24 protein-coding genes are annotated in these 23,185 nt (G+C 69.1%); 14 read left to right on the top strand and 10 right to left on the bottom strand.

Annotation, left to right across the window (positions count from 1 at the left end):
• Nucleotides 1-70: 70 nt before the first annotated feature.
• The 3 genes from ACZ5BU_RS00480 to ACZ5BU_RS00470 are packed head-to-tail and all read right to left on the bottom strand — an operon-like array spanning nucleotide 71 to nucleotide 3,170.
• A complete protein-coding gene (locus ACZ5BU_RS00480; RefSeq protein ID WP_465694405.1) occupies nucleotides 71-1,372 on the bottom strand; it encodes an ABC transporter substrate-binding protein in 1,302 nt (433 codons plus the stop codon).
• 12 nt (nucleotides 1,373-1,384) lie between these two features.
• Nucleotides 1,385-2,287, bottom strand: coding sequence for a carbohydrate ABC transporter permease (locus ACZ5BU_RS00475; protein WP_465694404.1), 903 nt, complete (start codon nucleotides 2,285-2,287; stop codon nucleotides 1,385-1,387).
• Nucleotides 2,274-3,170, bottom strand: a complete 897-nt coding sequence (locus ACZ5BU_RS00470) for a carbohydrate ABC transporter permease (RefSeq protein ID WP_465694402.1) — start codon at nucleotides 3,168-3,170, stop codon at nucleotides 2,274-2,276. The genes ACZ5BU_RS00475 and ACZ5BU_RS00470 overlap by 14 nt, the downstream gene beginning before the upstream one ends.
• A 135-nt stretch (nucleotides 3,171-3,305) precedes the next feature.
• On the opposite strand from ACZ5BU_RS00470, the gene ACZ5BU_RS00465 reads away from it, so the two are divergent.
• Together ACZ5BU_RS00465 and ACZ5BU_RS00460 are read left to right on the top strand one after the other, a co-directional pair.
• Nucleotides 3,306-4,355 carry a LacI family DNA-binding transcriptional regulator gene (locus tag ACZ5BU_RS00465; protein WP_465694401.1) on the top strand — a complete coding sequence of 350 codons (1,050 nt, stop codon included), beginning with the start codon at nucleotides 3,306-3,308 and terminating at the stop codon, nucleotides 4,353-4,355.
• Nucleotides 4,356-4,384: 29 nt separating this feature from the next.
• Nucleotides 4,385-5,107, top strand: a complete 723-nt coding sequence (locus ACZ5BU_RS00460; RefSeq protein WP_465694400.1) for an alpha/beta fold hydrolase — start codon at nucleotides 4,385-4,387, stop codon at nucleotides 5,105-5,107.
• A gap of 40 nt (nucleotides 5,108-5,147) precedes the next feature.
• Here ACZ5BU_RS00460 and ACZ5BU_RS00455 read toward each other — a convergent pair whose 3' ends face one another.
• A complete protein-coding gene (locus ACZ5BU_RS00455; RefSeq protein ID WP_465694398.1) occupies nucleotides 5,148-5,855 on the bottom strand; it encodes an SH3 domain-containing protein in 708 nt (235 codons plus the stop codon).
• Nucleotides 5,856-5,987: 132 nt separating this feature from the next.
• Here ACZ5BU_RS00455 and ACZ5BU_RS00450 point away from each other — a divergent pair, with 132 nt between their 5' ends.
• Nucleotides 5,988-6,647, top strand: a complete 660-nt coding sequence (locus ACZ5BU_RS00450; RefSeq protein WP_465694396.1) for an NBR1-Ig-like domain-containing protein — start codon at nucleotides 5,988-5,990, stop codon at nucleotides 6,645-6,647.
• On the opposite strand, the gene ACZ5BU_RS00445 is transcribed toward ACZ5BU_RS00450, so the two are convergent.
• Entirely contained in the window at nucleotides 6,644-7,147 is a 504-nt protein-coding gene (locus tag ACZ5BU_RS00445; protein ID WP_465694395.1) for a GbsR/MarR family transcriptional regulator, read from the bottom strand. The genes ACZ5BU_RS00450 and ACZ5BU_RS00445 overlap by 4 nt on opposite strands.
• Before the next feature lie 80 nt (nucleotides 7,148-7,227).
• Between ACZ5BU_RS00445 and ACZ5BU_RS00440 the strand changes: the two genes are divergently transcribed.
• The 6 genes from ACZ5BU_RS00440 to ACZ5BU_RS00415 all read left to right on the top strand — a co-directional run bounded on the left by ACZ5BU_RS00440 (nucleotide 7,228) and on the right by ACZ5BU_RS00415 (nucleotide 12,879).
• Complete coding sequence (locus ACZ5BU_RS00440; protein ID WP_465694393.1) at nucleotides 7,228-8,139, top strand: ABC transporter ATP-binding protein; 912 nt, start codon at nucleotides 7,228-7,230, stop codon at nucleotides 8,137-8,139.
• Nucleotides 8,136-9,734 carry an ABC transporter permease gene (locus ACZ5BU_RS00435; RefSeq protein ID WP_465694392.1) on the top strand — a complete coding sequence of 533 codons (1,599 nt, stop codon included), beginning with the start codon at nucleotides 8,136-8,138 and terminating at the stop codon, nucleotides 9,732-9,734. The genes ACZ5BU_RS00440 and ACZ5BU_RS00435 overlap by 4 nt, the downstream gene beginning before the upstream one ends.
• Nucleotides 9,735-9,820: 86 nt before the next feature.
• The gene (locus ACZ5BU_RS00430; protein WP_465694391.1) at nucleotides 9,821-10,201 is read left to right on the top strand and encodes a TIGR03618 family F420-dependent PPOX class oxidoreductase; all 381 of its coding nucleotides are present in this window, start codon (nucleotides 9,821-9,823) and stop codon (nucleotides 10,199-10,201) included.
• Nucleotides 10,191-11,393, top strand: coding sequence for a precorrin-6y C5,15-methyltransferase (decarboxylating) subunit CbiE (gene cbiE, locus ACZ5BU_RS00425; protein ID WP_465694389.1), 1,203 nt, complete (start codon nucleotides 10,191-10,193; stop codon nucleotides 11,391-11,393). Before ACZ5BU_RS00430 ends, cbiE begins: the two co-directional genes overlap by 11 nt.
• Nucleotides 11,390-12,130, top strand: a complete 741-nt coding sequence (cobM, locus tag ACZ5BU_RS00420) for a precorrin-4 C(11)-methyltransferase (protein ID WP_465694388.1) — start codon at nucleotides 11,390-11,392, stop codon at nucleotides 12,128-12,130. Before cbiE ends, cobM begins: the two co-directional genes overlap by 4 nt.
• Nucleotides 12,127-12,879: a cobalt-precorrin-6A reductase gene (locus ACZ5BU_RS00415; RefSeq protein WP_465694386.1), complete on the top strand. Its 753-nt coding sequence runs from the start codon at nucleotides 12,127-12,129 to the stop codon at nucleotides 12,877-12,879. The genes cobM and ACZ5BU_RS00415 overlap by 4 nt, the downstream gene beginning before the upstream one ends.
• Here ACZ5BU_RS00415 and ACZ5BU_RS00410 read toward each other — a convergent pair.
• A complete protein-coding gene (locus ACZ5BU_RS00410; RefSeq protein WP_465694385.1) occupies nucleotides 12,840-13,607 on the bottom strand; it encodes a TetR/AcrR family transcriptional regulator in 768 nt (255 codons plus the stop codon). The genes ACZ5BU_RS00415 and ACZ5BU_RS00410 overlap by 40 nt on opposite strands.
• A gap of 79 nt (nucleotides 13,608-13,686) precedes the next feature.
• Here ACZ5BU_RS00410 and ACZ5BU_RS00405 point away from each other — a divergent pair, with 79 nt between their 5' ends.
• Nucleotides 13,687-14,535, top strand: coding sequence for an NAD(P)H-binding protein (locus tag ACZ5BU_RS00405; protein ID WP_465694384.1), 849 nt, complete (start codon nucleotides 13,687-13,689; stop codon nucleotides 14,533-14,535).
• Between the two features lie 89 nt (nucleotides 14,536-14,624).
• Nucleotides 14,625-15,290, top strand: coding sequence for a ribulose-phosphate 3-epimerase (gene rpe, locus ACZ5BU_RS00400; protein WP_465694382.1), 666 nt, complete (start codon nucleotides 14,625-14,627; stop codon nucleotides 15,288-15,290).
• Here rpe and ACZ5BU_RS00395 read toward each other — a convergent pair.
• Nucleotides 15,255-16,463, bottom strand: a complete 1,209-nt coding sequence (locus tag ACZ5BU_RS00395; protein WP_465694381.1) for an MFS transporter — start codon at nucleotides 16,461-16,463, stop codon at nucleotides 15,255-15,257. The genes rpe and ACZ5BU_RS00395 overlap by 36 nt on opposite strands.
• Nucleotides 16,464-16,498: 35 nt before the next feature.
• On the opposite strand from ACZ5BU_RS00395, the gene ACZ5BU_RS00390 reads away from it, so the two are divergent.
• Nucleotides 16,499-17,299 carry an HAD-IIA family hydrolase gene (locus ACZ5BU_RS00390; protein ID WP_465694380.1) on the top strand — a complete coding sequence of 267 codons (801 nt, stop codon included), beginning with the start codon at nucleotides 16,499-16,501 and terminating at the stop codon, nucleotides 17,297-17,299.
• A gap of 6 nt (nucleotides 17,300-17,305) precedes the next feature.
• On the opposite strand, the gene ACZ5BU_RS00385 is transcribed toward ACZ5BU_RS00390, so the two are convergent.
• From ACZ5BU_RS00385 to ACZ5BU_RS00375, 3 genes are all read right to left on the bottom strand, one after another.
• Entirely contained in the window at nucleotides 17,306-18,043 is a 738-nt protein-coding gene (locus ACZ5BU_RS00385; RefSeq protein ID WP_465694378.1) for a polysaccharide deacetylase family protein, read from the bottom strand.
• Between the two features lie 117 nt (nucleotides 18,044-18,160).
• Nucleotides 18,161-18,823: a polysaccharide deacetylase family protein gene (locus ACZ5BU_RS00380; RefSeq protein WP_465694377.1), complete on the bottom strand. Its 663-nt coding sequence runs from the start codon at nucleotides 18,821-18,823 to the stop codon at nucleotides 18,161-18,163.
• A 131-nt stretch (nucleotides 18,824-18,954) separates the two neighbouring features.
• The gene (locus ACZ5BU_RS00375) at nucleotides 18,955-19,653 is read right to left on the bottom strand and encodes a helix-turn-helix domain-containing protein (RefSeq protein WP_465694375.1); all 699 of its coding nucleotides are present in this window, start codon (nucleotides 19,651-19,653) and stop codon (nucleotides 18,955-18,957) included.
• A gap of 145 nt (nucleotides 19,654-19,798) precedes the next feature.
• Here ACZ5BU_RS00375 and ACZ5BU_RS00370 point away from each other — a divergent pair, with 145 nt between their 5' ends.
• On the top strand, nucleotides 19,799-21,886 hold the full coding sequence (locus ACZ5BU_RS00370) for a vWA domain-containing protein (RefSeq protein WP_465694374.1): 2,088 nt from the start codon (nucleotides 19,799-19,801) through the stop codon (nucleotides 21,884-21,886).
• A gap of 84 nt (nucleotides 21,887-21,970) precedes the next feature.
• On the top strand, nucleotides 21,971-23,179 hold the full coding sequence (locus ACZ5BU_RS00365) for a serine/threonine-protein kinase (RefSeq protein WP_465694373.1): 1,209 nt from the start codon (nucleotides 21,971-21,973) through the stop codon (nucleotides 23,177-23,179).
• Nucleotides 23,180-23,185: the final 6 nt, after the last annotated feature.

Genomic DNA, 23,185 nt, shown 5'->3' with positions numbered 1-23,185 from the left:
ACCCCGGGTGTGGAACCCCTCACTTCGTGGGTCAACCAGCCAATTTGCTGGGTCAACCAAGCAAACGGGATCAGTTGCCTTGCTTGATCAATCCGTTGATCTTGTCGACGTAGGCGGGCAGGTCGGTGATCGGCTTCTTGCCGCTCAGGATGGGCTGGTAGTTGGCCGTGGTCAGGTCGCCGACCTGGCTGGCCCACTGGGTGGTGAACCGGACACCGACCGTCTTCTCCGCCGCCAGGTCCGCCTTGACCGTGTCGACGACCGTCGTCTGCTGCGCCTTCGTCAGCGCGTCGAAGTAGCTGGCCTGCGCGGGTGTGTACGCAGGCGGCGCGACCGGTGAGGCGGGCAGTACGGCGTCCCACACCTTGGTGTTGATGTACTCGAGCACCTTGAACGTCGCGTCCTGGTCCTTCGTGTACTGCGGTGTGCAGATGCCGACCGAGTCGTACAGCGTGGTCGGCGTCTGCACCTGCGGGAACGGCGCGAACCCGTACTTGATCTTCGGCTTGTCGGTCTGGAACCCGGCCGCGAGCCACTGCCCGCCGAACGTCATCGGCACCTTGCCCGCGGCGAACAGCGACTGCACGTTCGAGGCGTCGTACCCAGGAGGCGCGACCGAGCCGTTCTTGATCGCGGCGGCGAGCTTCTGCACGCCTTCGGTGTACTTGTCGTCGGCCTCGGCCTTCGTCGGGTGGTTCACGTTGTCGGTGAACGGCGCACCGCCGGCGGAGACGGAGTACATGCTCATCGTGAACGGACCGTCCGCGCTGGTGAGCTGGTCGGCGACCAGGCCGTACTTCGCTCCGTTCTTGCCCGCGAGTGTCGCGGCGTCGGCGTACATCTCGTCCCACGTCCAGCCGGCCTTCGGCAGCGGCAGACCCGCGGCGGTGAAGGCGTCGGCGTTGTACCAGATGCCGTACGTGTTCATCAGCGACGGCAGACCGCCCATCTGGCCGTCGGCGGTCTTCCAGTTGTCCATCGCGGACGGCACGAACTTGTCGGACTTGAAGTCGCCGTCGCCGTTCTTGATCTTGTCGGCCCAGTCGACCAGCAGACCCTGGGACGTGTACTGCTGCTCCGTGTCGTTACCGCACCAGAACAGGTCCGGCAGCTTCTTCGCCTGGGTCAGCGACGCCAGCTTGTCGCCATACTGGCCGCTCGGGGTGTCGAGCAGCTGGACCTTGATGTTGTCGTCCTTGAAGTCGGCCAGCGCCTTCTTGATCGCGGCGTTGGTGTCGGCCGACTCCCACGTCATCACGGTCACGGTGACCGGCCCGTTGCTCGAGCCTCCGGAACCGGACCCGCCGCTGCAGGCCGTTGCCGTCAGCAACCCCGCGCACGCCAGCGCGGTGACGCCCAATGTCCTCTTCACAAGGATTCTCCTCTATTTCTGGTTCGTGCTGCCGAGAGCGCCGAGGCCCTGGATGAAGTAGCGCTGCGCGGCGAAGAAGATGATCAGCGGCGGCAGCATGTAGAGCAGGTTGGTGGCCATGTAGTAGCTCCAGTCCGGCGTCTTCCCGGCGAACGGGGAGATGAACGACGCCATCCCCACCGACAACGGCCACTTGCCGGACGAGTACAGGTAGACCAGTGGGTTCAGGTAGTCGTTCCAGGACGCCTGGAACGCGAGGATCGCCATCGTGAGCCAGGCCGGCCGGGTCAACGGCAGCATCACGCTGACGAAGATCCGTAGATGCCCGGCGCCGTCGATCTTGGCCGCTTCATCGATGGAATAGGGGATCGCGAGAAAGTACTGCCGGGCCAGGAAGATGAACAACGGGTTGCCGCCGAGGAAAGCCGGCACGATCAGCGGCAGCCAGGTGTCGTACCACCCGATGCTCTTGTACAGCTGGAACAACGGGATCAGGCCGACCACGCCGGGCAGCAGCATGCTGCCGACGAACAGGTAGAACCACACCTTGCGGCCCGGGAACCGCAACCGGGCCAGTGCGTACCCGGCCATCATCGCGGTCATCACCCCACCAAAAACACTCAGCGCGGTGATGATGACCGAGTTCAGGAACAGCCGCGGGAAGTGGATCGCCTTCGGCCCGTTGACGAAGTTGCTCCAGGCGAACTCGTGCGGCAGCAGCTTCGGCGGGATGTCGAAGACGGCGGTCTTGTCCTTCAGGCCGATCGTGATCATCCACAGCAGTGGGACGACCATGACGGCGCAGATGAACAGTGCGACGACGTACCACGCTGTCGTACCGGCGAGACGAGGCTTCCGCTTCGCCGGACGTACGACGTCGGACACAGCGGGCAGGGAGGCTTCAGTTGTTGTCACTGTACGTCCAGAGCGAGGAGAACTTCGCGGTCAGGGCGATCACGGCGATGATGACGACGAACAACACCCACACCTGCGCGGATGCGTACCCCAGCTGCGGGATTCGGCCGAGGGTCGGGAAGCCGTTGTTGTAGATCGACAGCATCAGCACGTTCGTACTGAAGCCCGGCCCGCCGTTGGTGAGGATCTTCGGCTGGTTGAACGTCTGCAGTGCGGCCGTGGTCTGCAGGATCACCTGCAGCAGCATGATCGGGCTGATCATCGGCATCGTGATCCGGAAGAACACCGCCCACGGGCCGGCGCCGTCCACCCTGGCCGCCTCGTACAGCTCGGTCGGCACCGACTGCAGTGCGGCCAGGAAGATGATCATCGTCCCGCCGACGCCCCACAGCATCACCAGTACCACGGAGGGCATCGCCATCTTCGGGCTCTGCAACCACAGGCTCGTCGGCAGGCCGAGCCGGTCGAGGATCGTGTTCAGCAGCCCGACCTGTGGGTCGAGCATGAACTTCCACAGCGTGATGGTGGCGACCGCGGGAAGTACGACGGGCAGGTAGGCGAGCGTACGGACGATCCGGACGCCGGCGAACCGCTGGTTGCAGAACATCGCCAGCGCCAGCCCGAGGACCAGGGACAACGGGACATAGAGCAGCACCAGGTAGCCGGTCGCCCGCAACGCCGGCCAGAACGCCGGGTCGGTGCTGAACAGCCTCCGGAAGTTGCCGAGGCCAACGAAGACCGGGGCGGTCAACCCGTTGTACTTCGTCAGCGCGAGATAGAACGATCGGATCAGCGGATACCCCACGAAGACGAGAAACCCGATCACCGCGGGCGCGATGAACAGGTATGCCGCCTTCACGTCGGAGCCGGCACTGCGGCTCATGCCACCACGATTGCGTCTCTTCTGGGTGGTGGTTCCGCCGGGAGAGACTGAATTCATCCGGCCTCCTGGACGGTAACGTTTCCAACGTTTTACTGTTGGGTGACGATGCCGTGTCCCGAAAAGGAAGTCAACCCCGTGTCCGAAACGTTTCCAAGCCAGCCGGAGGTCCCCCGGCCGACGATGATCGACGTCGCGCGCCGGGCCGGCGTGGGGCTCGGCACGGTGTCGCGGGTCGTGAACGGCGGCCACGGCGTCCGGGACGAGACCGCCCAACGGGTCCGCGCGGCGATCGACGAGCTCGGGTTCCAGCGCAACGAGGTGGCCCGTGCGCTCCGCCCGGGCAAGAAGTCGACCAGCCTCGCGCTGGTCCTCGGCGACCTGACCAACCCGTTCTACGCGAGCATCGCGAAGGCGTCGCTCGAGGTCGCCGGCCAGTCCGGGTTCGCCGTCGTGCTCGGTAGCGTCGACGAGGACCCGGAGGGGGAGAAGCGCGCGATCAAGGAGCTGGTGAGCCGGCAGGTGGCCGGTCTGATGATCGTCCCGGATCAGGGCGATCACGCGTTCCTGCAGGGTGCCGGTGTGCCGGTGGTCTTCGTCGACCGTCCGGCCAGCGGGATCGAGGCGGACATCGTGATGGTGGACAACGAGGGCGGCGGCCGGATGGCGGCCGAGCACCTGCTGAAGCAGGGCCACGAGCGGATCGCGATCATCCTCGCCCCGTCGTACTACACCATCGGGCGCCGGCTGCGCGGATTCCGCCGGGCGCATCGGGCGGCCGGGATCGAGGTCGACGAGTCGCTGGTGATCCAGCTGCCCGAGGGCAACGCGGAGGCCGCGGAGAAGGCGACCCGTGAGGTGATGCTGCGGCCCGATCCGCCGACCGCGATCTTCGCCTCGACGAACTTCCTGGCCGAGGGCGTCCTGCGGGCCCTCGGCGAGCTCGAACAGGATCCGGCCGTGGTCGGGTTCGACGACTTCCGGCTCGCCGACATGCTGCCGACGCCGGTCACGGTCGTTGCCTCCGACACCGCCGAGCTCGGCCGCAGCGCCGCCCGGCTGCTGCTCGATCGCGCCTCCGGTGCGGACACCCGTCCACCGCAACGGATCGTGCTGCCGTGCGCGCTGATCGAGCGCGGCTCGGGCGAGCGCCCGCCGGGTTCTGCTGCGAAGAGAAAACCCGGGTGATCGTCGGGCGCGCTCGCTAAGGTCGGAGCGTGTACTACGAGTCCTTTGGTGAAGGCCGGCCGATCTTCTTCCTGCCCAGCTGGGGCGGCGACGGCGGCGAAGGCCGCGACGTCCACGAACCGATCTTCGAACACCGCACAGGCTGGCGCCGCGTGTACGTCGACCCGCCCGGTACAGGGAAGTCGCCCGCCGATCCCTCGATCACCAACCAGGACGGCATGCTGTCGTCCATTGCCGGGCTGATCAACTCAGTGGCTGGTGACGACTCGTTCGCCCTCGCCGGTACCTCGGCCGGCGCCCTGCACGCCCGAGGCATCGTCAAGAAGGATCCGACCCGAGTCCTGGGACTGTTGCTCAGAGCACCAGGCATCGTCATCGACCGCTCCCGCCGTACCCTACCCACCGACGAGCACCTGTTGCCGTCGGCAACTCGCGACCGCCGGCACGCGTACTACGACGCGGCGGAAGCCGCAGCGGACCTGGAGTTCCTCGGCCGGATCCAGCGTGACCCGTCGACATACGGCCTGAGCGAAGACCCGTCGACCCATTTCGACCGCCCGGCCCTGATCGTCACCGGCCGCCAGGACACCATCGCCGGCTACGCCGACGCCTGGCCGCTCCTCGACGACTACCCGCGCGCGACGTACGCCGTACTCGACCAGGAGGACCACTTCCTCCCCGGCCCAGGCTCAGCCCTGTACCGCGCTCTCGTGAACGACTGGCTCGACAGGGTCGAGCACCCGGACGCGTGAGGGGCGGCACGCGCGTCCAGGTGCTCGTCTTCGGAGTGGATCAGAAGTTCGGCCAGGCCCAGCCGCGGTAGTTGGAGTAGTACGGGAGCTGGGCCAGGCCGATCGCGCCGTTGACGCTGGTGGCCCAGAAGTAGCCGTCGCCGCGGGCCACCCCGACGTGGCCGTACGGGGCGGCGAGGTTCCAGAAGACCAGGGCGCCCTTCGGTGGGTTCAGGTCGCCGGGGTGGGCGACGCCGCGGTTCACGGCGTCGTTCCAGTCCGCCGTTGCCGAAGCCCAGACCGAGGTCTTGCCGAACGAGTTCTCCGCGGCCATCTCGCAGTACCCCTGGAACGCGGTCGAGCCGTTCCGGGAGGAGTACCAGCCGATCGCCTTGTCCGCGCGCGGGTTGCTCGTACACAGCGGTGCGATCAGGCCGGTGCTTCCGGTGTTGACGTAGGAGTCGGTGATGTAGCCCTTGCCGGGGACGTGGTCCCAGATCAGGCTGCGGCCGTACTTGCCGGTGACAGGTTCGCCGTACACCTGGCAGTCGATCTCGACGGTTCCGTTCGGCTGGTTGCCGACCGAGGCGAAGCTGGTCGCGTTCCCGGACCGGATCGCGACGCCGGTGCCGCTGTCGGTGACCACGGTCCCGGTGGCGGCGCTGGCGGGGAGGACGCCGGTGCCGAGGGCGGCGGCACCGGCGAGGAGGGTTGTGCCAAGGATGCGTGCAGTAACACGGGTGGTAACGCGCAGGAGGGCGGTACGCATGGTGGTGGTCCTTTTCGCTGGGCGACTGGCGAAGTGACACTTTTTTACAGAGAATCAGAGCGTTACGGTGTTGTCGCAGTGGGCAACGGTTGACCCGGAGAGTGCACTGTGAGGCCAGCACAGGCTCGCTTTGTGATCGGTTCCCGGATGCGCGAGCTCCGGGAGGCGTCCGGCATGCCGTTGACGAAGGCGGCCGCCGAGTCGGGCTGGGACAAGGGCCACCTGTCCCGGGTCGAGCGTGGCCACACCAAGCCGAGCCGCGAGCTGATCGAGTGGTACGACGCCTCGTTCGGCGCGAACCAGGCCCTGGTGAACCAGCTGACCGAACTCGACGCCGCCGTCCGCGCCGACCGGGACATGTCCCAACGGGACCTGCGCCGGCACGTCCAACCCGTCCTGCTCGGCGGTTCGGTGCCGATCGACCACCACCCGGACGACCGGGCCGAGCTGGTGGGGGAGACGATCCCGGACGGTACTCAGGTACTCCGGGAGGAGGTGTTCGAGAAGACGTGGGTGATCCGCAACAGCGGTGACCGCCCGTGGTGCGACCGCCGCCTCACCCGCCAAGGCGTCCCCGGCGCCCCGGGCCATCTCCGCTCCCCGAACCAGGCCCCTGTTCCCGACGCAACCCCAGGCGACATCGTCACGGTCACCATGACCCTCCAGGCCCCGCCCCAGGCAGGCGCCTCGACGGCCTACTTCAAGATCACCGACGAAGCCGGCCGCCTCTACTACCCCGGCCTGGAGTCCCCACCCATCTACTGCACGATCCTCACCGTCTATGAGCTCTAACGGCCGTACTCGGCGTCCAGTTCGGCGTCGAGTTCGGCCTTGCGCTTGATCCAGCGTTCGCTCAGGCCCTTCACCTCTTCGCTGATGAAGTCGATGAACTCGAGCGACACTCGGATCCGGCGGTGTGCGTCGGTGTCGTCGCCGGCGGCGTCGAGGACCTTGCGGAGCGAGACGGACCAGCGGGCGAGCGATGCGTCCTCGGTCATCATCGTCTGGTACCACGCGTCGTCCTGGACGACGTACACGTCGCGGCGGCTGCCGGGCTCGCGCTCACGGGTGGCGAGCCGGAGCTGCAGCAGGTAGTTGACCGCGCCGGAGACCGCGGCCGGACTCGCCTGCAGCTGGTCGGACAGCTCGGCCGCCGTCATCCGCCCTTCCACGCTGGAGAGGATCGCGGCGAACACCCGAGCCGCCATCCGCGGCCAGCCTGTCTCCGCCAGCAGGTTGCCGAACTGTTCGGTGTACCGCTTGACGGCGTCGTCGTCCCGATGTGCACTCACCGCCCCATCATCTCCTCTGCCGCGTCAGGATGCCGTTAGGAAGATTCACAAACTTCTGAATGAAGTGTACGTTATGAATCATGACATCAGCCATCGTGGTCTCTGGACTGCACAAGTCGTACGGAAGTACGCACGCCCTCGACGGGCTCGACCTCGAGGTCAGGACCGGTGAGGTGCACGGATTCCTCGGGCCGAACGGGGCCGGGAAGTCCACCACCATCCGCGTCCTGCTCGGACTGCTGAGGGGTGACGCCGGCGATGTCTCACTGCTCGGCGGCGACCCGTGGCACGACGCCGCGAAGCTGCACCGGCGGCTCGCGTACGTACCCGGCGACGTGAACCTGTGGCCGAACCTGACCGGCGGCGAGGTGATCGACCTGCTCGGCCGGCTCCGCGGCGGGCTCGACGAGAAGAAGCGCGACGAGCTGCTCCGCCGCTTCGACCTGGACCCGACCAAGAAGGGCCGGACGTACTCCAAGGGCAACCGGCAGAAGGTCGCGCTGGTCGCCGCACTGGCGGCGGACGTCGAGCTGCTGATCCTGGACGAGCCGACCTCCGGCCTCGACCCGCTGATGGAGGAGGTGTTCCGGCAGTGCATCGAGGAGGAGCGCCAACGCGACCGCACCGTGCTGCTGTCGAGCCACATCCTGTCCGAGGTCGAGGCGTTGTGTGACCGGGTCAGCATCATCCGCCGCGGCAAGGTCGTCGAGACCGGCACGATGGCCGAGCTGCGGCACCTCACCCGTACGTCGATCCACGCCGAGCTGGCCACCTCGCCGAACGGGCTGGCGCAGTTGCCGGGCGTACACGATCTCGATGTCGAGGGCAACCGGGTGCGGTGCGAGGTGGACACCGCCCAGCTCGACGCGGTGATGCGGCAACTGTCCGCGAGCGGTATCAAGAGCCTGGTCGCGCAGCCGCCGACGCTCGAGGAGCTGTTCCTGCGGCACTACGAGGAAGACGTCGCGGAACCCGAGGCGGCGCTGCGATGAACGACTTCGTCGGTACCGGGACGCTGGTGCGGCTCGCGCTGCGCCGCGACCGGCTGCTGATCCCGATCTGGGTCGTCGTCTTCGTGATGTCGGCGGCCGGCTCGGCCAAGGCCTCGATCGACCTGTACTCCGACCAGAACGCGCTGGTCCAGGCCGCGCGGACGTCGAACGCGTCGCCCGCGCTCGTCTCGTTGTACGGGCGGATCTTCGACGAGTCCTCGCTCGGGGAGGTCGCGCTGTTCAAGCTCACGGCCTTCGGCGCGCTGCTGGTCGGGTTGCTGGCCGGCATGCTCGTCGTGCGGCACACCCGGACCGAGGAGGAGTCCGGGCGGCTCGAGCTGCTGAGTGCCGGCGTACTCGGCCGGTACGCCGCTCTGGCCGCCGGGCTGATCGTCTCGTCGGCAACGGTGATCGTGGTGGGGCTGGTGACCGCGCTGTCGCTGATCGGGAGCGGGCTGGACGCCAAGGGGTCGTTCGCGTTCGGGTTGATGTGGGCCGCGGCCGGTCTGTCGTTCGCCGGTGTCGGTGCGGTGACGGCACAGGTCACGGAGAGCGCCAGGGCCGCTAACGGGCTCACCGCGGTCGTGTTGGGTGTGTCGTACGTACTGCGCGCCATCGGCGACTCGTCCTCCGACGGCAGTACGCAATGGGTGTCATGGCTGTCGCCGATCGGCTGGGCCCAGCAGGTCCGTCCGTACGCCGGAGACCGGTGGGCCGTACTGCTGGTCCCGCTGGTGTTCTTGGCGGTTCTTGTCGCTGCAGCGACCGCACTGATCCGGCGGCGCGATCTTGGTGCCGGTCTGGTTCGGCCGCGGCCTGGACCGCCGCGGGCGGCTGCGTCGTTGCGTTCGCCGCTCGCGCTGGCGTGGCGGCTGCACCGGGGCTCCTTGCTGGCTTGGGGTTTCGCCTTCCTGCTGCTGGGCCTGCTGGTCGGCAACATCGCCAGCAACGTCGACGGGTTCGTGACGAGCGACAGCGCCAAGGAGATGGTGCAGAAGCTCGGTGGCGTCGAGGGCATCACCGACGCGTTCCTCGCGACAGAGATGGGCGTGATGGGCCTGCTGGCTTCAGCGTTCGGTATCCAGGCCGCGTTGCGGCTGCGGTCGGAGGAGACGGCGCTGCGCGCCGAGCCGTTGCTGGCGACCGGTGTGACGCGTGCGCAGTGGTTGGCGAGCCACGTACTGATGGCTCTGCTCGGTACTGGCCTGCTGATCCTGGTCGCCGGTCTTGGCTCGGGCGTCTCCAGCGGAGCGTCTCTGGGCAACATGGGGCGTCAGGTGCCGCGGATGCTCGCGGCGGCCGCCGTACAGTTGCCCGCGATCTGGCTGGTCACCGCGCTGGTCGTCATCCTGTTCGGGATCGCGCCGAAGCTCGTCACCGCGGGATGGGGCCTGTACGGGCTGTTCCTGCTGATCGGGCAGTTCGGCGAGATCTTCAACCTGCCGCAGTGGATGATCGACCTCAGCCCGTACGGCCACACCCCGCGGTTGCCCGGTGGTGAGTTCTCCGTCACGCCAGTGATCTGGCTGACCGCGATCGCGGCCGCGTTGACCATCGCGGGATTCGCCACCTTCCGTCGGCGCGATATCGGCTGACGTTCCCGAGTGGCGCCGGTCTGAGGGGTCCGGCGCTCACAGGCCCGCCCGGTGCACCTCCGGGCGGGCCTGTCTACGATCGCTGGGTGTTGAGTGAGCAACTGGTCGGGTTCTGGACCGAACGGCACCTCTGTGTGCTGAGCACGGTCCGGGCAGACGGGACCGTACATGCGACCCCGGTCGGCGCAACGCTGGACGCCGAGGCCGGGCTGCTCCGCGTGATCTGCTCCGGCACGTCGTACAAGGCCCGTACGATCCGCCGGCTCGGCGAGGCGTCCGTCGCCGTGACGCAGGTAGACGGCCGCCGCTGGAGCACGCTCCAGGGCCGCGCCGTCGTCAGCGACGACCCGGTGCGCGTCGCCGACGCCGAAACCCGCTACGCGAAGCGCTACAAGCAACCCCGGCCCAACCCGGCCCGGGTCGTCATCGAAATCACCATCACAAAGGCCCTGGGCAATGCCGGCTGACCCCATCACCGTCGTAGGCATAGGCCCCGACGGCTGGCCAGGCCTAACCCCGGCCGCTCAAGCCGCCCTGCAATCAGCCGAAGTCTTCCTGGGCAGCCCCCGCCAACTAGCCCTGCTCCCACCCCTTGGCTCTGACGCAGTGCGTGTTGCCTGGCCGTCTCCGCTTTCCGAGGGGTTGCCTCGGTTGTTGGCGGAGTATCGGGGGCGCCGCATCTGCGTGCTCGCGAGCGGCGATCCCACCCTCCACGGGATTGGTACGACACTGGTCCGGCTCCTCGGTGCTGACGCCGTACACGTGATCCCGCACCCGTCCAGCGTCTCGCTCGCCTGCGCACGACTCGGCTGGGCGCAGGACCAGGTACAGGTGGTGAGCCTGGTCACCAATCCGGTCGAACGCCTCCACCCGCACCTCCAGCCCAACCGGCGCATCCTCATCCTCAGCCGTACCGCGCAAACCCCCGCAGAAGTTGCCCAACTCCTGACCGCCCGCGGCTACGGCAACAGCACCTTCACCGTCCTGGAACAACTCGACGGCCCGACCGAGCGCATCCGCACCTCAACAGCGACCGACTGGTCCGCCGAGGTCGACCCGCTCAACGTGATCGCCGTCGAATGCCCAGCGGACGCACCGATCCTCTCGACCGTCCCCGGTCTCCCCGATGACGCGTACGAGAACGACGGCCAGCTCACCAAACGCGAAGTACGTGCCGTCTCGCTCTCCCGCCTGGCGCCGGTACCCGGTCAACTCCTCTGGGACATCGGCGGTGGTGCCGGCAGCATCGCGATCGAGTGGTCCCGTCACCACCCGGCCTGCCGCGCGATCGCCGTCGAACGCGACCCCGACCGCGCCAAACGCCTCGAACGCAACGCAACCACCCTCGGCGCCGCGGTCACCGTCGTACTCGGCGCAGCCCCCGCGGCCCTGGACGGTCTGGAAAACCCGGACGCGATCTTCATCGGCGGCGGCGCAACCGCTCCGGGCCTGTTCGACGCGTGCTGGAACGCGCTCCGCCCCGGCGGCCGCCTCGTCGCGAACGGCGTCACGCTGGAGACCGAGGCGCTGATCATCCAGTGGTACAAGCAGTACGGCGGCGACCTGGTCCGCCTGGACGTCCAACGCGCTTCCGCCATCGGCACCATGACAGGCTGGCGCCCCGCCATGCCCGTCACCATCTGGAGCGTCACCAAGTGACCGTTCACTTCATCGGCGCCGGCCCGGGTGCCGCCGATCTGATCACCGTGCGCGGGCGCGATCTGATCGCGTCCGCACCGGTCTGCCTGTACGCCGGCGCGCTCGTCCCGGTCGAGCTCCTCGACCACTGCCCACCCGGCGCCCGCAAGATCGACACCGCGAACCTCAACCTCGACGAGATCATCGCCGAACTCAGCACCGCCCACGCCGCCGGCCACGACGTCGCCCGCCTGCACTCCGGCGACCCGTCCGTCTTCAGCGCGATGGCCGAACAGCTGCGCCGCCTCGACGCGCTCGACATCCCGTACGACGTGACGCCCGGAGTACCGGCGTACGCCGCGGCCGCCGCCACCCTCAACCGCGAGCTGACCGTCCCCGAGGTCGGCCAGACGGTCGTACTGACCCGCATCGCCGGCAGCGCCAGCGCGATGCCGCCGGGGGAGGACCTCGCGACCCTCGGAGCGAGCCGCGCGACGATCGTCCTGCACCTCGCCGTCCAGCAGATCGACCGCGTCGTCGCCGAACTCCTCCCGAACTACGGCCCGGACTGCCCGGTCGCGGTCGTCGCCCGCGCCTCCCGCGACGACGAGGTCGTACTCCGCGGCACCCTCGCCGACATCGCGGATCAGGTGAAGGCCGCCGGTGTCCGCCGTACCGCCGTCATCATCGCCGGAAAGGTGCTCTCGGCAACGACCTTCCGGGACAGCCATCTCTACTCGGCCGATCGCACTCGATGAAGGTCCTGCTGCTCGGCGGGACGGCGGAGGCCCGCGAACTCGCGGCTGCGCTGGTCGGCGTCTCGGGTGCTCCGGGCGGTGTCGAGGTCGTGTCGTCGCTGGCCGGGCGGACCTCGGACGCGCGGGTTCCTGTCGGTGAGGTGCGGGTCGGTGGTTTCGGCGGTACGAGCGGCCTCGCGACCTGGTTGCGGGAGCATCCGGTGGACGCGGTAATCGACGCTACCCACCCGTTCGCCGCGAACATGACGGCGAACGCAGTCGCCGCCACGCGGGATGTCGGTGTGCCGCTGCTCGTACTCCGGCGGCCCGGCTGGACTCCGGAGCCCGACTGGCACTGGGCCGACACCACGACCGCTGCGGCCGAGTTGCTGCCGACGCTCGGGACGCGCGCCTTCCTCACGATCGGCCGACAAGGCCTCGACGCCTTCGCCGGCACCGGCCTCTGGACCCTCGCCCGCTGCATCGATCCGCCCGAACCGCCACCCAGCTGGTGCACGCTGATCCTTGCCCGCGGCCCCTTCACCCTCGCAAACGAGCAGACGATCCTCCGCGATCACAGCATCGACGTACTGGTCACCAAGGACAGTGGCGGCCCTGCCACAGCCGCCAAGCTGACCGCCGCCCGCCAACTGGCAGTCCAGGTCCTCGTCATCCGCCGCCCACCCCTACCCATCGGCCCCCAGGTGGTCGAGACAGTCACCGAGGCGGTTCAGTGGGTAATGCGGGTGAGCCACTCACCGAGCACGTGACGCTCGCCCTCGGTCAGCATCTCGAGCTCCGGCAGCTGAGCTTGCAGGGCGTTCGCGGCGGTGGTGGGGCCGGTGTTCCGCGTCTCGGCCTCCGTCGCTCCCGGAGCGGTGATCGCCGTGACGACCGCGTCGAACATCGTCCCGGACAGGCGGCGGTCGCGCCTGGCCTCGGGGACCGCGAGCAGCGTGAGTACGGCGCCTGATCCGGCTGCCTGCACCAGCTCCGCGGCCAGGTCCTCGTCCACGCGCAAGCGTCCGGCGGTCGCGATGTTGCGGATCCGGGTGCGCAGGATCGCCAGCCCGGCCTCGGCCGCGGCGGGGCGCTTCCCCGGCTGCGTGTCGGCGTACATCAGCAGGAACAGCGCCGGATTCGCCAACCCGAATCCGAGGTGCAGGTCCCACCCCGCGCGCAGATCCGCGATCGGATCGGCCGTCGGGTCGTGCGGCGGTTTGTCGGCGAGATACTTCGTGAACCCGTACTCCAGCACCGCCGCGAGCAGCCCGTCCTTGTCGCCGAACAGCCGGTAGATCGTCGGCGCCTGCGTCCCCGCCGCGGCCGCAACCGCCCGCGTCGACACCGCATCCCGCCCACCGGCAGCAAGCAGACCCGCGGCGACCTCGACGATATGCGCCCGCATCCGATCCCGCCCACTCGTGCCGTCGCCACTCGTGCTTCCACCGCTCGTGGTTTCGGCGCCTCGCGTCCCGTCCGTCTGCAGCTCCTCCACGCGGCCAACCGTAGCGGTTGGCTCTGGTTGTTAACAGTGATAGCGTCAATCTGTATCCACTGATAACAAGGAGTTGTACATGATCATCGTCACCGGAGCCACCGGCCGTCTCGGCCGTGCCGTCGTCGACCGGCTCGCCGACCGCGTCCCCGCCGACCAGCTCGGCGTCAGCGTGCGCGATCCGGAGAAGGCCGCCGACCTCGCCGCCCGCGGCATCCGGGTACGGCGCGGGGACTTCGACGACCCGGACTCGCTCGCGACCGCGTTCGAAGGTGCCTCGCAGGTGCTGATCGTCTCCGGCGCGGTCGAACCTGAGCCGCACCACAAGGCAGCTGAGACGGCCAGGGCGGCCGGCGCCGAGCGAGTCCTCTACACCAGCCACCAGGCCGCGAACCTGGACTCGTTGTTCAGCGCAACCCGCGGCCACGCCGCGACGGAGCAGTATCTGGCTGCGTCCGGCGTACCGTTCGCGGCCTTGCGCAACGGGTTCTACGCGAGCACACCGGCGTACCTGCTCCGGTCCGCGCTGGAAACGGGGGAACTGGTCCTTCCCGAGGACGGCCCGTTCTCCTGGACCGCGCACCGCGACCTGGCGGATGCGGCCGCGATCGCGCTCACCGAACCGGGCCGACTCGACGGCATCACGCCGCCGCTCACCGGGCAGGAACTGTTCGACTACGCGGAGATCGCCGCGATGGCGTCGGACCTCGTCGGGCGGAAGATCACGCGGGTCACGGTGCCGGACGAGGAGTGGAAGCAGACGGCACTCGGCCGCGGGTTGCCGGAGTTCTTGGCCGATCTGACGCTGGGCATCTTCGCGGCCGCCCGGCGCGGTGAGTTCGCCGTCGTGGATCCCACGCTGCCCGCACTACTCGGTCGCCCAGCTACGACGCTCCGCGAGGTGCTCGCCGCAGAGCTGGCCGGGTGAGGCCCGCGGCCGCGTCGTGCAGCGGTGCGGGATGCCGCGACCGCTACCACCCTGAGGATGCGGAGGTGAGCGGCCGATAGATTGACGCCATGGGGATTCAGATCGCGCCGAGCATCCTGACCGCCGACTTCGCCCGGCTGGCCGACGAGGCGGCGGCCGTGTCGAACGCGGACTGGCTGCACGTCGACGTGATGGACAACCACTTCGTACCGAACCTGACCCTCGGGATGCCGGTGGTCGAGTCGCTGGCGAAGGCGACCGACCTGCCGCTCGACTGTCACCTGATGATCGAGGACCCCGACCGCTGGGCGCCCGGGTACGTCGAGGCCGGCGCGTCCAGTGTCACGTTCCACATCGAGGCCTGCCGCGCCCCGATCCGGACCGCGCGGGAGATCCGCGCCAAGGGTGCCCGGGCCGCGATGGCGCTGCGGCCGGCGACTGCGATCGAGCCGTACGAGGACCTGCTGCCCGAGCTCGACATGATCCTGATCATGACCGTCGAGCCCGGGTTCGGCGGGCAGAAGTTCCTGGACGTGTGCGTACCGAAGATCCGGCGGACGCGGGAGCTGCTCGACAAGCACGGTCTGGACCTGTGGATCGAGATCGACGGCGGCGTCTCCGCCGACACGATCGAACGGTGCGCCGAGGCCGGCGCGGACGTGTTCGTGGCCGGCTCGGCGGTGTACGCCGCCGACGACCCGAACGCGATGGTCGAGGAACTACGCGGTCTCGCCGAGCACTCCACCGGCCGGTAGATCCGCCGGCTCCTCCACCTCGGGCGGTATCCGAAGCAGCAGCGCCGTGGCGAGCGCCGCGAGTACGGCGGCCAGCAGCCACACGTACCGCACGCCGAAGGCGTCGATCAGCGCACCCGACGCCGCCGCCCCGATCGCCGCACCACCCGTCGCCGCGCTGCCCATCCACCCGAACACCTCGGTCCGCGCGACGTCCGGCGTCAACGCACCGAGCCGCCCGTACAGCGCGCCGATCGCCGGCGCCAGCGTCAGCCCGGACACCGCCAAAGCGATCCCGAGCGACATCGACGACCAGGTCGCGAACACGCACAGCAGCATCCCGACCGCGACCAGCGCGGCCCGCCGCCACAGGTACGACGTACGCCGGCCCGGCAACGCGCCCGCGACCGCCCCGCCGACCAGGCTGCCGAACGCCCACACGGACTCGAAGATCCCGGCGATCAGCCGCTGCCCGTGGTCGTCGGCGAACGCGACGATCGCCAGCGAGATCCCGTTGAACGACATGATCCACAGACCGAACGCCAGGATCAGCGGCAACCGATGCCGATGCCACAGCAACTGTCGCGCGGTCAGCGGCACCGCGCGATGCTCGCCGTGACCCGGCGACCCGGGTTGTCGAAGCGCGTACCACCAGATGAAGACCGCCGACATCGCCGCCGCGAGCAGTACGCCGAGCCGCGGACTCGCCACGCTCACCGCGGTCGCACCGAGCATCGGCCCGACCATGAACAACAACTCCTGCGCCGTCGCGTCCACCGAGTACGCCGTACGCAACGCAGGCCCTTCGGCGACCCGTGGCCAGGCAGCCCGCAACGTCTGCATCACCGGCGGCACGAGCGCACCGGCAATCGCCGCCAGCACCGGCAGGAACTGATGCCGGTTGGCGGGCAGTAACGCGATCCCGAGCAGCGCCACGCTCCAGGCGATCCCGGTCAGAAGCAGCACGCCCCGCGGCCCGCGACGGTCGGCCGTCCGAGACCACAGTGGGCCCGCGGCCGCCATCCCGACTGAATAGGCGCCGGCGACCACTCCGGCCCAACGGAACGATCCGCTGGCGTCCTTCGCCAGGAACGAGATCGGCACCATCGTCGCCAGCATGGGCAGCCGGGCGAGCAGCGACGACACCAGCAACGGCACGACGCCGCGTGTCTGCCACAAGTCCCGATAACCCATGGCGTGATTCTGGCAACCCGCACCGACAATTTACGATGAGCAGCGTGACCGACCCCAAACCGGTGGATACCTGGCTGACCGACATGGACGGCGTGCTCGTGCACGAGGAGCGTGCGATCCCCGGAGCCAGCGACTTCATCGCCGCGCTGCAGGCGTCCGGCAAGAAGTTCCTGGTCCTCACGAACAACTCGATCTTCACCCCGCGGGACCTCCGCGCCCGCCTGCTCGCCGCGGGCATCGACATCCCGGAGACGTCGATCTGGACCAGCGCGCTGGCCACCGCCCAGTTCCTCGACGACCAGCGGCCGGGCGGGACGGCGTACGTGATCGGCGAGGCCGGGCTGACCACCGCGCTGCACGAGATCGGGTACGTGCTGACCGAGCGCGATCCGGACTACGTCGTCCTCGGCGAGACCCGGACGTACTCGTTCGAGGCCATCACCAGGGCGATCCGGCTGATCACCGACGGCGCGCGCTTCATCGCCACCAACCCGGACCCGACCGGCCCGTCGCAGGAAGGGCCGCTGCCCGCGACCGGCTCGGTGGCCGCGCTGATCACCCGCGCGACCGGCGTCGATCCGTACTTCGTCGGCAAGCCGAACCCGCTGATGATGCGCAGCGCCCTGAACCGGATCGAGGGGCACTCGGAGACGACCGTGATGATCGGCGATCGGATGGACACCGACATCATCAGCGGTCTCGAGGCGGGTCTGCGGAGCGTACTCGTACTGTCCGGCTCGACCGGTGAGCACGAGGTCGAGCGGTTCCCGTACCGCCCGACCCGGATCGTCGCGTCGATCGCCGACGTCGTACCGCTGGTGACTGCTCTTTCCTGACCAGGCCTAGCAAGTCAGCGTGCGGAAGCCGTACCCCTGCGCTTTCAAGGCTTTCAAGATCGTGGGGAGTGCAGCGATCGTCTGCGCGCGGTTGCCGCCGCCGTCGTGCATCAGGATCACCGAGCCGCTGTGCACGTTCTTGAGTACGCGTTGCACGATGGCCGCCGTACCGGGCTTCGTCCAGTCGCGTGAGTCGATCGTCCACACGACCAGGTCCTTGCCCAGCTGACGTGCGCGTTGCCGTACGGCTGGGTTCACCCCGCCGTACGGGGGCCGCAGACAGCCCGGCGTACTACCGATCTGGGTGCGGATCGCCTGGTCAGTCGACGTGACCTCCTGCTGGAACTTGGCCGCTGTGAGCTTGCGCAGGTCGCTGTGGTCCCAGGTGTGGTTCTGCACGCTGTGACCGGCCGCGTGGATCTGCTTGGTCAGCTCCGGATGCTTGATCACGTTCTGACCGACCTCGAAGAACGTTGCCTTGGCGCCGTACAGCGCCAGGACGTTGAGCACCTTCGGCGTGTAATCGACATCAGGACCGTCGTCGAAGGTCAGCACGACATACTTGGTCGGCAGCGGCGTCGGACTGGGCGTGACTGCAGCCGGAGCGGCGGCCGGCGTAGGCGTGACGGGTTTGGCGGGTGACTTCGCGGCCGCGACCACGACCGTACCGATCACCGCGCTCACCAGCATCATCATCGCCAGACCCACGGCCCTGTTCCCGGCACGCGTCAAGCGAACGTCCATGTTCCCCCCAGGGCGGTGGGTGGTCACTTCCTCACCCGACCCACCCTGCGTCAACCACTACCGAAAGCCAGCGACCACGCCGCTTCCGCCTCAACAATTCACGGATACCGGACGGTTCTAGGTGCAGGACATGGTGGTGAAGGCGAAACCCCGGGCCTTCAGGGTCCGCAGGATCGCCGGCAGCGCGGCGACCGTCTGACTACGGTTCCCGCCACCGTCGTGCATCAGGATCACCGAGCCGCCGTGTACGTTCGCCAGTGCACGGCGCACGATCACCGACGATCCGGGGCGGGACCAGTCGCGGGTGTCGATCGTCCAGACACGAAGCTTCTTGCCCAGCGTGGCCGCCCGGCGGGCCACCAGCTTGTTCGTACCGCCGTACGGCGGACGCAGGCAGCGCGGGGTGTACCCGGTCTGGGCGCGGATCACCCGGTCCGTGCTCTGCACCTGGGACCTGAAGACGGACCACGAGACGTACCGGAGGTCGGGGTGCGACCAGGTGTGGTTCTGCACGCTGTTGCCGTGCTGGTAGGCGCGCCTGGTCAGGTACGGGTAGCGCGCGACGTTCTTGCCGACTTCGAAGAAGGTCGCCCGGGCGCTGTACGCCCGCAGGATCTTGAGGACCTGCGGGGTGTACGGGCTCGGGCCGTCGTCGAAGGTGAGATAGACGTACTTCGGCGCCTGGGCGGCGGCAGTAGCTCCCGACGGTGACGTGGCCGCCATCGCCAAGGCGACCACTCCGATCGCGAGTGCTGCGACGAAGAACCGGCGAACAGACATGGCCCACCCCCAGTTGCGGCGTCAGACCTCCATCGTGCGCCCCGAGCGGCTCACGCAGAACACCTGAGGAAGGAACGGCCGACAAAGTGCAGAGGCGGCGTTGCCGGAGGGGCAGCCGCGGCGGGGTGTTGTCAGCCGTGGTGCTGGTTGTAGTGGGCGAGCGCGTCGGCGGTGCGACCGGTGCCGTAGGCAAGCAGTAGGTCGGCGACGGCCGGCGACTCCGCTGCCGCTGCCGCTGCTGCCCGTTGGATCTCGTCGGCGGACGCGATCGCCCGGAACAGGTCCTGGATCTCCCGCACGACAGCGCGTGCCGAAAGCTCGGCCGGAGCCGCCTGCCAGGCCGGGACCGGCGTCTCGACGGGAAGGCTGGCCGGTCCCGCGAACGGCGCCGCCGTCGATCCCGGTCCTGCGTACGGTCCCGCCGCCGATCCCGGCAGTGTCCGTGCTCCGTCTCCCGGCGGTGCGTCCGACGGTGCTCCGGTTGACCCAGCGGCTCGGCGTACATGGCTGGTGGTCGGGTTGGTGTAGGCGCTGGTGGCCGTCTGGATGTGATTCAGCTCGTACGCCACCTTGTCGGCTGTGACCACATCGGCGATGCGGGCGTCCGCGAGCTCGGAGACAGCCCTCAGCCGGGACACCACGGCGGGATTGCCGATCTTCACCCGTCGGGCGCTCACCAGCTGTGAGAGCATCGGCGCGGACAACCCGAGCACCTGGGCGAGCCCGCCCTGCGTCAGGTCGAGCGCCCCGGTGACCCGCCGCACCACGTCGCCCAGCGGCTCGCCGTACAGCTCGACCTGCTGTTGCAGGTTCTGTGCGGTCTCTTCCATCGTCGACTCCCCTCGGCCCGCCACCGTTCTTGGCAACTGCAAAGATCTTCGCACTTGCGAACGAGAATTTCCAGTCCGATTCGGCTTGACATTTGCGATCGCAAACTGTCAGGGTTTGCGGCAGCGAATCTCACCGGAGGAAACGATGACGACTCACCATGGCCACCGCCGCCTGGCAGTGTGGGCGCTGCTCGCCGTCACGCTGATCGCGGTTCTCGGCGGGCTGAACGCGCCGGCGGCGCTCGCTGACCCGGACCCGAGTGCCGGCAAGCTCGTGCTCGTGCTCGACTCGTCCGGCTCGATGGCGGAGCCGGCCGGCGACGGGCACAGCAAGATCGTCGCCGCGCGGACCGCCCTGTCCAGCGTGGTGACCAAGCTTCCCGCAACCGCCCAGGTCGGCCTCCGGGTCTACGGCGCGACCGTCTTCAAGCGCACTCAGCCGGGCGCCTGCACCGACACCCAGCTGACCGTCCCGATCGGGACCGGCAACCGGCCGCAGCTCCAGTCGGCCATCGCCAAGTACAAGCCGTACGGCGAGACCCCGATCGCCTACGCCCTCCAGCAGGCCGCGAAGGACCTCGGCCCGAGCGGCCCGCGCACGATCGTGCTGGTGTCCGACGGCGAGGCGACGTGTGCGCCGGAGCCGTGCGCGGTGGCCCGCTCGATCGCCCAGCAGGGCATCGACCTGAAGATCGACGTGGTCGGCTTCCGGGTCGGCGGGAAGGCGCGCAGCCAGTTGCAGTGCGTCGCCCGTGAAGGCCGCGGTGACTACTACGACGCCGACTCGACGGTCGACCTCGAGGCCGGGCTGGATCGGCTGTCGGTGCGAGCGTTCCGCCCGTTCCGGATCTCCGGCACGCCGGTTCAGGGCGGTGCGCAGCAGGAAGGCGCCCCGGTACTTGCCCCCGGCCACTACACCGACACCTTCGGCAACGACTCCACCGCGAAGTACTACGTAATCAAGCGGACGATGGCGAAGTCGACCCTTCGGGCCGGTGTCGCGTTCCGGCGGCCGTCCGGCGGCAGCTTCGTCCTGAAGGCCGAGGTCAAGCTGAACACCCTCGGCGGCGAAGCCTGCGGCTGGAGTTATCCGCTGGCGTTCGACGGCGACCAGGGCATCGCGACCGGTGCCGCGTCGAGCTGGACCGGCGACTACCCGAAGGACTGCACGGACGCCGACCGGCTCGTCCTCACGGTCTCGGCCGGTGACGCCTTCCGCGAGATGAAGGGCGTTCCGTACGAGCTGCGCATCGACGAGGAGCCTCCGGTCGACTCCACCGTCAACCTGCCGACCGCGGCCGGCGATCCGACCTGGACGGCGATGCCCGGATCCACGCCTCGCGAGATCGTGCCGGGGTCGAGCTTCGCCGATGCGCCGCTGATCACCGCGGGCAGCTACAAGACCACGCTGATGCCCGGCGAGGTCCAGCTGTACCGGGTGAAGGCCGACTGGGGCCAGCGTCTGCAGGCCCAGGTCAGCATCCCGCAGCTCGGCGCGGCCACCGGCAAGGCGTTCGGCACCCTGCGGTACCTCGACATGGGGCTGATCGCGCCTACCGGCGAAGACGCGCTGGCAATCTTCGCGCAGCAGGTCCCCGGCAACGCCGGCCGCCGCGGAGTCATCACCCCGCGCGGCGCGGTCAAGGGCGCCACCACCAAGGAGATCCGCTACCTCGACCGCGACGGCGCCAACTCGATGGACCGAGGTACATCGACACCTGGCGACTACTACGTGGCCGTCTCCCTGAGCCGCCAGGACCAGGACCGCGCCTTCGCCATCCCGATGACGCTGACCATCGGGCTCCTGGGTACGGCCGGGAGCGGCAAGCCCGAGTACGTCGACGGAGCCTCCCCGGTGGACGGCGGCACAGTGACTCCCACGACCACCCCGACTGCGACGCCGACGAGCGAGCCGTCCGACCCCGGCACCAAGAACCAGGCCGGCGGCCCGATCCAGGGCCGCAACGACAACGACCACGGCACCCCCGTGGCCTTGATCGCCGGCCTCAGCGGCGGCGGCATCGCCCTTCTCCTGGTGGGCCTCCTCCTGGTGGTCCGGCTGCGCCGCACCCCGACAACCCCGGCCCCGAGCGCCGCGTACCCCAACGGCCCGCAGTACCCGAACGGCCCGCACAGCCAGGGTGGCCAGCAGTACCCGGGCGGCTCGCAGCACCAGGGCGGCCAGCAGTACCCGGGCGGCCAGCAGTACCCGAACCAGCCCCCGAGCCGGTGACCGGATCGCCGGGCGACGAGGTTCTGTGCGTCGCCCGGCGATCGGTCGTCGGGGAGGGCTGGGGGAGGCGGTAGGTTCTGGGCGGTGGAGGCGTTTGCTGGGCGGTATCGGCTGATCGACCTGATCGGGACCGGCGGGATGGGGTCGGTCTGGCGGGCCTGGGACCTGCGGCGGTCGACGTACGTGGCGGCGAAGGTTCTCGGGCAGCACGACGCGGCGGCGTTGCTGCGGTTCGTACGGGAGCAGTCGTTGCGGATCGAGCACCCCCACGTGATCGCCCCGCACGGCTGGGCCGCGGACGACGACACGGTCGTGTTCGCGATGGACCTGGTCCGGGGTGGTTCGGTGGCGACTCTCCTCGGAGATCACGGGCCGCTTCCGGTGCCGTACGTCGCCGTACTGCTCGATCAGCTCCTGCACGGGCTGTCCGCGGTACATGCGGCGCGCGTCGTCCATCGCGACGTGAAACCGGCCAACCTCCTCCTTGACGTCACCGGAACCGGCCGGCCCCACCTACGCCTCTCGGACTTCGGCGTCGCCGCACTGCTCGACGAGCCCCGCATGACCCGGCACAGCACGATCCTCGGCACCCCCGGATACCTGGCCCCCGAGCAGTTGGCGGGCGCCGACCCGGACCCTCGCCAGGACCTGTACGCCGTAGGCGCCGTCGCCGTCGAACTACTCACCGGCGAACGCCCCGGTACGGACGGCAAGCTCCCCGACCTCCCGGACGCCGCCGGTCCGCTGGTCGAGTTCATCGCCCAGCTGACCGCGACCGATCCGTCCGCCCGCCCCGACTCAGCCGCCACCGCCGGCCGCCTCCTCGCCGCCACCGGCACCCTCCCACCCCCGAACACCACCCCGTGGACCCAAACCCCGGACGCCCCCGAGGTCTTCGACCAACTCCCACCCTTCCCGCCCACCTGGACCCCCACCGGCCCCAACCCAGCAACCCAACCCGCCACACCCGCGGCGCCGACATCCACAACACCTGCACCACACACACCCACACCACCCGGGCCACCCGCACCTGGCGTTCCCGCGGTGGCTGAGCCCGCTGCGGCCGCATCTGCGGTGCCTACTCCTGCGGCGCCTGAGCCAAGTGCGCGTCTTGCACCCAACGAGCCAGCAGCCGCCGCAGCTGGCACACCGCGTGAGCCGGGTGCTCAGCCAGAGCCATCTCCTGTGGCTGGGGTGGGGCGGGCTCGGCGGGGGTTGTGGTGGGTTGCGGGTGGGTGTTTTGTGGGGGCGGCCGGGTTGCTCGGGGCTGCTGTTTGGTTGCTAGTTCGGTGAGAGGTA

It is taken from the genome of Kribbella sp. NPDC031520, from assembly GCF_055580825.1.
Note: the sequence above shows the minus strand (reverse complement) of the source record. Positions and strands in the feature narration are given on the sequence as shown.